The 13,008-nt window shown below is 44.5% G+C and carries 12 protein-coding genes and 1 other annotated feature; of the genes, 8 read left to right on the forward strand and 4 right to left on the reverse strand.

What is annotated here, in order from left to right; all coding sequences use genetic code 11:
* Positions 1-172: 172 nt before the first annotated feature.
* The 6 genes from GB992_RS07415 to GB992_RS07440 all read left to right on the forward strand — a co-directional run bounded on the left by GB992_RS07415 (position 173) and on the right by GB992_RS07440 (position 7,483).
* The gene (locus GB992_RS07415) at positions 173-2,137 is read left to right on the forward strand and encodes a M13 family metallopeptidase (RefSeq protein ID WP_191989549.1); all 1,965 of its coding nucleotides are present in this window, start codon (positions 173-175) and stop codon (positions 2,135-2,137) included.
* A 319-nt stretch (positions 2,138-2,456) separates the two neighbouring features.
* On the forward strand, positions 2,457-2,972 hold the full coding sequence (locus GB992_RS07420; RefSeq protein ID WP_161001869.1) for a GNAT family N-acetyltransferase: 516 nt from the start codon (positions 2,457-2,459) through the stop codon (positions 2,970-2,972).
* Between the two features lie 75 nt (positions 2,973-3,047).
* On the forward strand, positions 3,048-4,463 hold the full coding sequence (locus GB992_RS07425) for a C69 family dipeptidase (RefSeq protein ID WP_161001870.1): 1,416 nt from the start codon (positions 3,048-3,050) through the stop codon (positions 4,461-4,463).
* A 185-nt stretch (positions 4,464-4,648) separates the two neighbouring features.
* Positions 4,649-4,954, forward strand: a complete 306-nt coding sequence (locus GB992_RS07430; protein WP_161001871.1) for a rhodanese-like domain-containing protein — start codon at positions 4,649-4,651, stop codon at positions 4,952-4,954.
* A gap of 7 nt (positions 4,955-4,961) precedes the next feature.
* A complete protein-coding gene (recQ, locus tag GB992_RS07435) occupies positions 4,962-6,749 on the forward strand; it encodes a DNA helicase RecQ (protein WP_161001872.1) in 1,788 nt (595 codons plus the stop codon).
* A 23-nt stretch (positions 6,750-6,772) separates the two neighbouring features.
* Complete coding sequence (locus GB992_RS07440) at positions 6,773-7,483, forward strand: CPBP family intramembrane glutamic endopeptidase (RefSeq protein WP_161001873.1); 711 nt, start codon at positions 6,773-6,775, stop codon at positions 7,481-7,483.
* A gap of 60 nt (positions 7,484-7,543) precedes the next feature.
* Here the strand turns inward: GB992_RS07440 and GB992_RS07445 are convergent, their stop codons facing one another.
* Positions 7,544-7,900, reverse strand: coding sequence for a winged helix-turn-helix transcriptional regulator (locus GB992_RS07445; RefSeq protein ID WP_161001874.1), 357 nt, complete (start codon positions 7,898-7,900; stop codon positions 7,544-7,546).
* 229 nt (positions 7,901-8,129) lie between these two features.
* Between GB992_RS07445 and GB992_RS07450 the strand changes: the two genes are divergently transcribed.
* Both GB992_RS07450 and GB992_RS07455 read left to right on the forward strand, forming a co-directional pair.
* A complete protein-coding gene (locus tag GB992_RS07450) occupies positions 8,130-9,146 on the forward strand; it encodes a zinc-binding alcohol dehydrogenase family protein (protein ID WP_161001880.1) in 1,017 nt (338 codons plus the stop codon).
* 76 nt (positions 9,147-9,222) lie between these two features.
* Positions 9,223-9,507: a hypothetical protein gene (locus GB992_RS07455; RefSeq protein ID WP_161001875.1), complete on the forward strand. Its 285-nt coding sequence runs from the start codon at positions 9,223-9,225 to the stop codon at positions 9,505-9,507.
* A 230-nt stretch (positions 9,508-9,737) separates the two neighbouring features.
* On the opposite strand, the gene GB992_RS07460 is transcribed toward GB992_RS07455, so the two are convergent.
* The 3 genes from GB992_RS07460 to GB992_RS07470 form a co-directional block, all read right to left on the reverse strand.
* Entirely contained in the window at positions 9,738-9,827 is a 90-nt protein-coding gene (locus tag GB992_RS07460; protein ID WP_161001876.1) for a type I toxin-antitoxin system Fst family toxin, read from the reverse strand.
* A gap of 224 nt (positions 9,828-10,051) precedes the next feature.
* A complete protein-coding gene (brnQ, locus tag GB992_RS07465) occupies positions 10,052-11,434 on the reverse strand; it encodes a branched-chain amino acid transport system II carrier protein (RefSeq protein ID WP_161001877.1) in 1,383 nt (460 codons plus the stop codon).
* A gap of 77 nt (positions 11,435-11,511) precedes the next feature.
* Positions 11,512-11,751 (reverse strand) — a binding site (T-box leader).
* A gap of 91 nt (positions 11,752-11,842) precedes the next feature.
* A complete protein-coding gene (locus GB992_RS07470) occupies positions 11,843-12,793 on the reverse strand; it encodes a DMT family transporter (protein ID WP_161001878.1) in 951 nt (316 codons plus the stop codon).
* Positions 12,794-13,008 lie beyond the last annotated feature (215 nt).

Here is a 13,008-nt window from a genome sequence, read left to right on the forward strand (position 1 = left end):
CCTTAAATTGTAACCGAAATAATTTCAATAACAGCAGTGTAGCGACAATAAACAAAGATTACAAACATTTACGGCCGAGTTTTCTGAATCCCTTTTGTTTAGGTGAGAGAATTGCTATACTAAATGAGAGTTTTAACCATTTTCTAATCAATATGAAAACGAGGCAGTATATATGACAGTTAATAATCACATTGCAGCATTAGTCGGCGGCGCTACTAGCTCAGACGAGGGTACTGCAGATGTTAAAGATGATTTGTATTTAGGCGTTAATGGTGACTGGCTAAAGACGGCCAAGATTCCAGCTGACAAACCTACTACTGGTGGTTTTGCGGACTTAGTTGAAAACATTGAAAAGACATTGATGAGTGACTTTGGCGACATGTTGGATGGCAAAGTGGAACCAAACAACGTTTTACTGGCTAACTTCATTGCTTTCTACCACCAAGCTAGTGATTACGCAGCTCGTGATAAGGCTGGTTTCGAGCCATTAAAGCCACTGGTAAAACAGGTTCAGGATTTAACAAGTTTTGAAGACTTACAAAAGCAGTTAGTGACTTTCATTAAGCAGGGGAGTGGCGCCTTAGTTCCAATCGACGTTGAACCTGACATGAAGGATACCAAACATCGTGTTGTAAACGTTGACGCACCAAGTTTGATCCTGCCAGATACAACCTATTATGCGGAGGGCAATGAAGCAGCACCTAAGCTAATGGCTGCGTTCCGTGGCATGATGACAAAACTGTTCAAGGCTACCGGTTTTAGTGATGACGAGATCAAAACAACGTTGGATCAAGCCGTTGCTTTGGATGCGAAGTTTGCTCAACACGAAAAGAGTAGCGAAGAAAAGGCTGATTATCCCAAGCTGTATAACCCGCAAGACTTATCAGAGTTTGGCAAACACAGTTCTGTGCTGGACTTAAAAGCTTACGTGGATGAAGCACTTGATAACCGGGTTAACCGCGTTATCGTTGCTGATCCTAAGTTCTATGAAGCGTTTGATAGTCTTGTAACGGCTGATAACTTTGATGAAGTAAAGAGCTGGTACTTAGTTAAGGTGGTCCGCAACTGTGCTGGCTACTTAACTAACGATGCTCGTGTAATTGCCGGTGAGTACAACCGTGCGTTGACGGGAACTAAGGAAGCACCTGACAAACAAAAGGGTGCTTACCGCTTAGCCTACAGTCAATTCAACATGGTCGTTGGTGATTACTACGCTCGTAAGTATTTCGGTACTAAGGCAAAGAATGACGTCATGGACATGGTTCACCGAATGATTGACGTCTATAAAAACCGTTTAGCCAACAATGACTGGTTAAGCAAAGATACGCGTGACAAGGCTATTTTGAAGTTGAACACATTGATTCCAAACGTTGGTTTTCCTGACAAAATTGATCCTGTGTTTGCGCAGTTTGTGGTCAAGACGGAAGCAGATGGTGGCTCCTTATTCAGCAATGCATTGAACTTTGCGAAGATTGCGGCTCAGGCTAACTTTGATGACATCGATAAGCCAGTTGACCGGACGATGTGGAACTACATGGATCCAGCGATGGTTAACGCCTATTACGACCCATCGAACAACATCATCGTGTTCCCAGCTGCCATTCTGCAGGCGCCATTCTACAGCTTGAAGCAAACGAGTTCTGAAAACTTTGGTGGGATCGGTGCTGTTATGGCACATGAAATTTCACATGCTTTTGACAATAATGGTGCTCAATTCGACGAGTACGGGAACATGCATAACTGGTGGACCGAAGCCGATTTGAAGCATTTCCAAGGGTTGACGCAAGCGATGATCGATGAATTTAACGGTCTTGATTTTGCAGGTCAAAAAGTTAACGGTAAGCTGGTTGTTTCTGAAAACGTTGCGGACCAAGGTGGCCTGAGCTGTGCGTTAGAAGCGGCTAAGGAAGATGACAGCTTCTCTGGCAAGGAATTCTTCACCAACTGGGCTAAGGTTTGGTGCATGAAGGCCAGCCAAGAATATGAACAAATGTTGTTGAGTATCGACGTCCACGCACCACATAAGTTGCGTGCCAACGTTCAGGCGCAAAATCTGGACGACTTCTACACCGCTTTCGATGTAAAGGAAGGCGACGGCATGTGGTTGGCACCGGATAAGAGAGTGCATATTTGGTAAGAGCGTGAACACCCCCGGGTTGCGAGCCGAGCAATAACATGAAATAAGCACCGTGAAGGTGAACTTTGCCTTTACGGTGCTTATTTCGGGTTATGCACAGGCTCGCGGGGGTGTGAACGCGTTTTGACTATATAAAAGTAAAAAACAAAACCAAGTTGACTAAATTGCGGCAACAGACGACCACTCACAATGGACGAGATTCGTTTGGTCATCTAGCTTCAGTTCAAAAATACGATTTAAAAAGGATTTTCTCATGCAAATTCGCGATTACCACCTCACAGATGAACTATCTTGGCTCCAATGCCGAGTCCTATCTTTCATGGATTCTAGCTATTTTCAAGATGTCCAACAGCACCGCCAAACGTTTGCACGACCCAGTGTTGAATTAATAGTCGTTCAAGAAAATAAAATTATCGGCCTGATTGATGCAGAAATCGACAGTAAGAGCATGACGGACAAACAAGAATCCGGTGCAATGATTTGGAATTTGGCGGTTTTGCCAGAATATCGTCGACAAGGTGTTGCCAAGGACTTATGGCAAGCAATGCGCAAACGACTGTTGGATCAAGATATTCATTACTGCGAACTGTGGACGCAAGAGGATGTGCCGGCTAACCGTTTTTATCAACACAACGGGTTCAAACTGGATGCTAATGCAACGTATTTACGGTGCAAAATTAATGGTCGAAAACTGCCCCTAGCATTATCTAAGCGGCTCAATAAAACTGCTTATGTTGAGGACATGACGTTTGAAGCGCAAGTTAGCGAGCGGGAACAATTACAACCATTATGTGATGAAATTATTGAAACGCGAATGTACACACAACACTTTTAATTGCCGCCAAGGACTAGGAATTTATCCATCAGACTTATACACTGGAATTACAATATAAATAAAGAAGGCTTTTTGATGAAAACGAATCATTCTTCATGCACGGCCATTTTAGTTGGTAAGAAAGCAACCATGGACGGCTCGACAATCATTGCACGCAACGAAGATGGCTATGGTGCCATCGGACCCAAGAAGTTCATCGTTCATGCGGCTCGTCATGGTCAACCGGACACGTACACGTCCGTCACCACTGGGGTTAAAATCGACTTACCAGCTGACGCATTAAGGCATACGGCTGAGCCCAGTGTGCCAACAGATGACGGTTTGTATGAAGAGGCCGGAATTAACGAAAAAAACGTTGCGATGAGTGCCACTGAAACCACGTTTACCAGTCCACGGGTGCTTGGTTTCGATCCTCTGGTTCACGACGGTGTTGATGAAGAAGCGATGGTGACATTAGTGTTGCCATACATCAATTCTGCGCGTGAAGGGGTTCAACGTCTCGGCGATTTCATCGAAGATTACGGGACTGGTGAAAGTAACGGCATCGCTTTCTCTGATAAGGATGAAGTGTGGTACATGGAAACGGCTGGTGGTCATCACTGGGCGGCCGTTCGTTTGCCAGACGACGCTTACGCCGTTGCACCAAACCAAATCAACATTCAAACAATTGATTTTAATGACACTGACAACTTTATGTGGGCTAAAGACTTGCAGGAATTTGTGGCTGATAATCAGTTGAATCCAACACCAGACACGTTTAATTTCCGTGAGATTTTTGGCACTCACACGGAAAGTGATGCACATTACAACACACCTCGTGCTTGGTATGGTGAAAAATTATTTACACCAGATTTGGAACAGGACCCAACTAGTCAGCAGATTCCGTTTATTCAACATGCTAACCGCAAACTAGCAGTGGAAGACGTTGAATATTTCCTCACGTCTCACTACCAGGAAACACCGTTTGATCCGTTCGGCGACGGCACACCTGCTCAAAAGAAAACATTCCGTTCAATCGCACTGGATCGGAACCAGATCTCACATATCTTACAGATTCGGCCAAACGTTGATGCGGCGCATGCCGCAGCTGAATGGATGGCGATGGGGTTCTTTGCCTACAGCCCATACGTGCCATTCTTTACGAATGTTAACGACACGCCGGTCAACTATAAGAACACAACTGTGGCCGTTTCGTTGGATAATGCGTACTGGTTATACAAATCACTCGGTGTGTTAGTTGAACCACACTACCACGACTTTATTGTTGAGGTTAACGAATATCGTGATGCCTGTCAGGCCTACGCCCGTTCACGCGTGATCGCGACAGATGCAGAAGCAGGGTCACAGGCCGATGCGACGGCATACTTAACGAAGCAAAACGACGTTACGGCCGCTGAGATTACCAAACGGACGAAAACGTTGATGGATCACTTAGTGAAAGAAGCATTGGAACTGTCACCGGTTACGTTTGAACCTGGCGACAACCTGTAGAAATGGATTGTAATTAGAAAGGTGAAAATCCGATTATGGGTTTTCGCCTTTTTAAATGCTTTAAGCGTTACTTTTGAAGGTAAAACGCGTATGTTATCTCATGTGTCTGATATTGTAGTTTGTTCCTAAGCCTGTATAATTGATAACGCACTAATGGTTAAAACTGCCATTAAAAGAGGATAAACATGATTGAAATAACAGTTCAAACATTGAACGCAATGCTGCCGGATATTGAACACTTAATCGATGTCCGGGAACCCGACGAGTATGCGGAAGGTCACGTCGATCGAACGGTTAATCTACCACTGAGTACAATTGATCAGTGGCTGCCAACGTTATCAAAAGATTCGACGTATACAGTGATTTGTCGTTCTGGACGGCGGTCATCACTAGCGATTGAACAAATGAAACGACGTAGCATCACCGGAGTTAACGTCAACGGCGGTACGCTTGCATGGCAAGGCGCAGGTTATCCAGTTACTAAGAAATGAGGAGCACATGACTGAGACAGCACTTAAAGTATTAAAGGACAAATTTGGCTACGACAGTTTCCGACCGGGCCAAGATGAAATTATTAATAAAATTATGGATCACAAAAATGTCCTTGCTGTCATGCCAACCGGTGGTGGGAAGTCTTTGTGCTACCAGATTCCAGCCTTGATGTTACCGGGGTTAACGGTTGTCGTATCGCCGCTAATTTCGCTGATGAAGGATCAGGTTGACGCCTTATCTGAAAATGGGATTCCGGCGACGTTTATCAACAGTACGTTGGATTACCAAGAGATTGAACATCGTTTGCAACAGGCCGCAATGGATCAGGTCAAACTGATTTATTTAGCGCCTGAACGATTAGACGACGAACGCTTCTTAAGCGAGCTGAGTGACCTGAACATTTCTCAATTGGCGATTGACGAGGCGCATTGTATTTCCCAGTGGGGCCATGATTTTCGACCGAGCTATCTAAACTTGATGAATACCGTTCACCAGTTTCCGTCACATCCAGTAGTTGTTGCATTAACGGCGACGGCGACAAGCAAAGTGGCCAGCGACATCATGCAACGGCTCAACATTGATCCAACAAATGAAGTCAGTACTGGATTTGCACGAGATAATTTATCTTTTCAAGTCGTCAAGAACCAAAACAAAGAAGCTTTTCTGTTAGAATATCTGAAAGTCAACGCTAACGCCGCCGGAATTATTTATGCCAGCACCCGTAAGGAGGTTGAACGTTTAACAGGCTTATTACAGAAGAAGGGCATTAAAGCAGAAATGTACCACGCTGGTCTCAGTGAAGACGTCCGTAATAAGAACCAGGAAGACTTTTTATATGACCGTGTGCAAGTTATGGTAGCCACGAATGCGTTTGGGATGGGTATTGATAAAAGCAACGTTCGGTTTGTTATTCATTACCAAGTGCCAGGCAACTTAGAGGCCTACTATCAAGAGGCTGGACGTGCTGGACGTGACGGTTTACCTAGCGAGGCAATTCTGATGTATCAGCCATCGGACTTACAGATTCAGCACTTTTTTATTGATCAGTCCGACATGGAACCAGCCTTTAAAACACGTGAGTACTTAAAGCTTCAGGAAATGTCTAAGTACGCCAATATTGAAGGCTGTCTACAGCAGTTTATTTTGAAATACTTTGGTGAAGCTTCACCTGCTTGTGGCCATTGTGGTAATTGCTTAGATGAACGGGATCAGATCAATGTGACGGTCGATGCGCAAAAGGTTTTATCCTGTGTTTTGCGAATGCGTCAACGCTATGGCAAGTCACTTATCGCGCAGGTGCTGACAGGTTCGCACGTCAAACGGATTCGCGACGAGCACTTTGACCAGTTATCGACCTATGGTTTGATGAAAGGTCGCCCACAAAAAGAAGTCAGCGACCTGATCGATTTTTTGACCAGTAGTGGTTATTTGCAGCAAGTTGGTGGTGAATACTCAACACTGCACGTGAGTGAGATGGGCGGCAGCGTGCTGAAAGGTAAGGCAAAAGTGCTTCGTCGTGGTGCTGTGAAGGCCAAACGGACAGTTTCGGTGGACGATGGCTTGTTCGAGTCACTCCGTCAACTACGTTTGAATTTTGCTGAGCAACAGCACGTGCCACCATACGTTATTTTTTCTGATAAGACGCTTCAGGCTTTTTGTGAGGAATTACCTCAAAGTACATTGGATATGTTGTCGATCAAGGGTGTTGGACAAAATAAATTGGATAAGTACGGGGATGCATTCCTCAATGTTATTCAGGAATATGAGGCCGACGCAAGCGAGACTGCGCAATAGAGCAACTTTTAGGAGGCTTCATTATGAACAATCGATGGGTAAAAGTATTTGTTACTTGGTTGGCCGTGATTATCATCGCACTTGGTGGTGGCTTTTTTACAACACACATTGGGATCGGCCGTGAATTTGGTATTATGTCGTATGAAATTGTGATGTTTGCAGTACTTTTTTTGCTGAATCGATTGTGGTTGCACCAAACAGTGTATTTAAAGCCAACTGAATGCTCATGGCGATTGATTCCGTTAAATTGGGTGGCCATCGTTTTATTGGCTCAAGCAATTTTGCTTCTGTTCAATAGTTCGGGTAACTTAGCACTCGGCGTCACAATGTTGCTTTTTGTTGGGCCAACTGAAGAGTATGTTTTCCGCGGCCTGCTTTTACCGTTAGCTAGCCAACTAGGTCATGGACGTAATCAATTGTGGACTGGTGTTCTGGTATCTAGTGTGCTGTTCGGACTCGCCCACGGTGTTAATGCCGTACATCAACCTGTGATGGCAACGGTTGTTCAAATGCTGTCAGCGATTTACCTGAGGACGGGAAGTTTGTTATTCCCAATCATTTTGCATGGACTTAACGATTTCGTTCCGTCGTTTCACAACAACACTGTTCAGGAAAGCAGCAATATTGTCAATTTTACGGAGATTGCACCCATTCTGTTGTTCCTAGTTGTTGGTATTTTTATGTTGAGAAAATCAAAACGCGCCACAATTAAACATGTGATTCCGCAATTATAAAAACCAGGTTGCAAGCTGATGTGCTTGTGGCCTGGTTTTGTGCATCAAATGAACATGTGTTTAAGCCTGTGATGACTCAGCCTCACGATGAGTGGTGTTATAGTAACGACCCCATTTTTCCATGGCAATGATCACTGGAACAAGGGTTTCACCGAATGAGGTTAGACGATATTCAGTCTTGGGTGGCATAACAGGGTAGATGGTTTTAACCAGCACGCCATCGTTTTCAAGTTCTTTTAATTGCAGCGCCAGCATTCGATGAGAGCAATCTTTCATTTGACGCTGCAGGTCCCCAAAGCGTTCCGTGCCGTTTTTGATAAGGTGAAATAAAATAACACTTTTCCATTTTCCCGAAATAATCTGTAGCGTGCTTTCAACTGGACAGCCATCCTGACAATCGTATGTGTGACGTACCATAACTACCTCCAAGTCGCTAAATTCCTATCACTAAAGTATGTATTAGTGCCAGAATACCGCAGTCACGTTAAAATTAACAACAAATCATCGTCCACTGGGGCTGCTAGTGAAAAATTTGTAACTAGGTGATTAAAATTTCATGATTGTGGCTTTTTTTGACGATATTAGAATGGAGTTGTTGTTAGAGCAGTTGTCATAGGGAGAGGGAGTCATCAAAATGGCTAAAACAATGAATGCAATCGGTTTTAATGATCATTTGCCAATTACGGATGAGCACAGCCTGCAAGACTTTACAGAAGCAGTTCCTGTTGCCAAGGGTCACGATTTATTAGTACATGTCAGTGCGGTCTCGGTTAATCCAGTAGACATTGGCGTGCGTCGTGGTGGCCACGGTCACTTGAGTCAGCCCCGTGTGATTGGCTGGGACGCAGTTGGCGAGGTCGCTGCAGTTGGTGGACAGGTACAGTTGTTTAATGTCGGTGACCGTGTTTATTACGCAGGTTCATTTAAACGGGCGGGTAGCGATAGTGATTATCAGCTCGTGGACGAACGCATTGTTGGTCGCGCACCACAGCATTTAAGTGATGCAGAAGCAGCGGCAATGCCATTAACGACGCTGGCTGCATGGGAGGCGTTGTTTGAACAATTGCCAATTGATCCAGATGATAAAGAAGATAACGCAAAACACAATTTGTTGATCATCAATGGTGCCGGTGGAGTTGGATCCATTGCAACCCAACTTGCGCATTGGGCTGGCCTGCATGTGATTGCGACAGCTTCGAGACCGGAAACAATTGATTGGACGTTAGCTCATGGTGCTGATGAAACGGTTAATCATCGTGAAGATCTGGTTAAGCAAGTGCGTAATCTGGGATATCACTATGTAGACTATATTTTGGAACTGAACAATTTGGACGCCCATTGGAATGAAATGGCTGAACTGATTGAACCAAGCGGTTGGATTGCCTCAATTACCGAAAATCATCGGCCAGTGGATCTCAAACGTCTGACTCAAAAACGCGGCCACTTTGCCTGGGAGTGGATGTACACAAAATCATTTTTCCACACCGCAGATATGCAAACGCAACATGATATTTTAGAACGAGCCGCGAAGATGTTTGATGATGGGACGTTGAAAAGCACGTTGACCAAACAATTGTCACCATTTGATGCAGCAACATTACGTCAGGCTCATTCTCTAGTAGAATCCGGTCACATGATGGGAAAAGTTGTCGTTACTCGGTGATTAGGAGTTGATGATGGCACCGATTTTTATCATTTGCGCGTATAATGGCGGCAAAAAGTATAATCAGGTGAATGTCATGAAATTAGATCATCTGTTCACTCGGATTAAAATGGTGCGGGTATTAAATATCTTCGGAGGCAGTTTGGGTACCTCCATGGCGATGAGAATGATTCAAAGACGGATTACGCATGATATGCTGTCTTTGCGATTAACGCCGGCTGATTTGAATAAAATGCTGAATTTGCCGCCATATACGATTACTGCACTGGCATCCGGAAACCCAGATTTCTTTCAGGTTAGTTATAAACAATTGCAAAGACTGGCTAGAATGTTGGACGAACGGTTGAATGCCCTCCATTAAATGAAGGCGTTTTTTCCAGCATAGTTGCACTGATAACTGGATGAGGTGTGACTGATAAAAATTGATGAGATATGGTCTACTTATCGTTTGTCGATGTAGCAGCTATGTGGTATATTATTGGCGAAGCGAAGCATGGAAGCATCCGACCCCTTACTAGGTACGACTAGTAAGGGGTCTTTTTTCGAATAATATGCAATTAGACGGGACACTTTAGGTTGAATTATGGTCAACTACGGCCGATTATGGTGATCATCCAACCAGTGGTCAAACATCTTTAAAAGCATGCCCACAATCAGTGGTTCTAAAAATAATTGAAGCATGGTTGCATCCCCCTTTCATCCAGATTCTCGATGAATCGAGTCCACCACGCGTTTAAGAATACCAAAACTAGTTCATTGTTTCGCTTACATGTTTATGAGAAAAAGCAGGCGATAAATCCCGTTATATTAGGATTTATCGTCTGCTTGTTTATTTTGATTTAGGATAGCAACTCGGTTATCAATGTGCAAATCACGTTTTTAATTAGATGACTGGCTAGTAATCTTTAGTTATCTGACACCGAGGCCGTGGTGTGTTCTCGAGCAAGTTTGACGAAATGCCAAGTCAAGCCGATAACGGCGCCAACCAAGGCGGGCACGACCCAGTCCATACCGTACTTGGCGAATGGCAGATAGCTCATTTGAAAACTGGTCATGGCTTTACCAAACGCACTTTGGCTAACGACTGGCGGAAAGGCGGCAATCATGTCGAAAACAGCGGGAACACATGTGAACAGCACGACGAAAGCGTACACGACTGAATCACGTTTGAATAGAGGTGAAGTGATGGATAACAGAATTAGTACCATCGCAAGCGGGTATAAGAACATCAACATTGGCGTGGACCATGAAATGATTAGGTTAAGGCCGATGTTAGCCGTTAAGAAGGATGCGATGGTTGTGAATCGTAGCCAAACACGGTAGCTGACGCTTGGAAAATGCTTGTGGAAATCTTGAGCAAACGCAGCAACTAAGCCGATGGCGGTCGTGAGACAAGTGACCGTGATTAGGACGGCCAGAATGGCTTGTCCGGCGACACCGAGATAATGGTTGACCAGCTGATCAAACGTAATCCCCCCATTAGCGGCTAGTTTGAATTGACCTAGTGACATGGCACCAATCACGATTAGCAACAAGTAAATGATGGCTTCGAAACCCATTGAGAAGAAACCGGCACGAGCCGTAACTAATGCGATGGCGTTAGGATTGCGTTTACCAAGGGAGCGAATGGCAGTGACGACGGTGACCCCGAAGGCTAATCCGGCTAGGGCATCCATTGTGTTGTAACCCTGCAAGAAGCCGTTAAAGAAGGCATCATTTCGGTAAGCAGTGGTGATTGCTTGATGTGCAGGACTACCAAGTGGTTTCAAGAAGGCGAGGAAGAAAACAAGCGCCAGCAAGACTAGGAAGATAGGATTTAATAGTTTACCGATGTTGGCGACGATTTTACTTTGTTCAACAGAGAAGAAGTAGGCTAAACCGAAGAACACGGCGGAGAAAATAACCAGTCCTAAAGTTTGAAATTGAGCGGGCACTAATGGAGCGACACCGACAGTGTATGAAACGGTTGCTGTCCGCGGTGTACCAAACAATGGTCCGATGGTACCGTGAATTAGGACCATAAACGTGAGGGCAAACCAAACGCCGAGTGGGCGGCCTACGTCGTAAACACCGCCAGCACGAGTGATACTGATTGCAAGCACTGATAGTAATGGTAACAGTACGGCTGTTACTAAAAATCCTAGAGCCGCACTCAGCCAATGAGCACCGGATAATTGACCTAAGTGAAGTGGAAAGATAAGGTTACCTGCACCAAAGAATAGTGCAAACAACATTGAGCTAACGAGTGCATATTCGCGTTTGGTTAATTTGTGTTCCTGTAATTCCATATAATTGCCTCTTTTCCTTCTTGTTGTCTCAACCAAAATTTCTTTGATAAAAAAACGTCCCTAGCCGAATTGCTTCAGCTAAGGACGTTTACACGTGTTACCACCTTTGTTTATAGATCTCTCGCGAGAACCTACCTCTTCGGGTACGCGGCCTTACGCCGGATACCCTAGCTCTGTAATGGGAGCACCCATTGACTACTGTTGTCGCAGTCAACGCTCAAAGATGATGTTCACTTGTGGTTGATCGGCGCCCTTTCACCAATCGGCGCTCGCTTAACGATCTTTTCGCAGGTTACTTTTCTTTTCAACGCGTGTTTTATTCATCAAATTTTAATGTGTTTATTATGATATCTTAGTCGAAAATTGTCAACGATTTTTGGAAAAAGTTTTATTCGCTACAAATTATGTTTAGAACAGTTTGATCAACAACACACCAACGATCATGATTAATAGGCCAATGATTTTAAGGGGAACGATAGGATTTCGTTTGGCCCCGAACCAGCCGAACTGATCGACAATGAGACCACCAATAATCTGTCCAAACAGCACGATCACAACGGTTAAGCCAGTTCCAATGATAGGCACTAGGTAAACATTGCCAAGCACAAACAGCGCGCCAATGAAGCCGCCAAACCAGATCCACCACGGATTGTGTGAAATGGCACCGACTGGGAACCGCAAACCGTGGTTTTGAATCAGAACCACAATCAATAAAATGAGGGTGCCAACCAAAAAGCTGACGTAGGCACCCTGAATGGGCGATTTCAATAAGTGTCCCAAGTGACCGTTAATCGCAGTTTGTCCCGCGGCAAACGCACCAAACAGGATACCCAACAATTGCCAAAAGCCGCGGTGGGGGACGTGATGAGTTTCAGTAGCTTCCGCTGAACCTTGGAACGTATTTTTACGAGCACGTTCTGGCAGAACGACCGCAAAAACGATACCGACAATCATTAGGATCGCGCCGAAAGCACGCAACCATGTGATTGAATGTTGAGCACTGGCAAACCAACCAAAGTTATCAATTAGCAACCCCATTAGGATTTCCCCTAAAATGGGCATTAAGACCGTTTGAATACCACCTAGTTTAGGAAATAACAAAATATTCCCGGTGAGGTAGACGACAGCGAGCACGCCACCAAGCCAGATCCACCAGGGATGGCTAGTAAAGAAAGCGCCAGGGATTAATAAACTACGTCCAGTCGCAAGCAAAAGTGCAGTTAAAAGGACGGTTCCCATGAAAAATGACATTAATGAAGCAAAGTAGGGCGACTTGAGCGTCCCTTGTAAACGTGAATTAATGGCGGTTTCCATCGGTAAGGCGACCCCAATAGCGATGGCAATCGTAATGGCAAGCATATAATACCTCCTACAGCATTTGAATAACTCGCTTAATGTTACCACTCTGAACGGGATGTATGGTAAATTAAAAAGTAATGAGAGTATAAGCGTGGTGATAATATTGGTATTTTAATAAGGCAAATTACAAGTTTAATCCGAACAAGCCCGGAATCTTTCAATGGCAGTCTGTTGATGATGTATTTTTAATGGTCGTTGATTAATTAGTTCAAGTG

The organism is Furfurilactobacillus milii, assembly GCF_009863985.1.
Classification (GTDB): Bacteria; Bacillota; Bacilli; order Lactobacillales; family Lactobacillaceae; genus Furfurilactobacillus; species Furfurilactobacillus milii_A.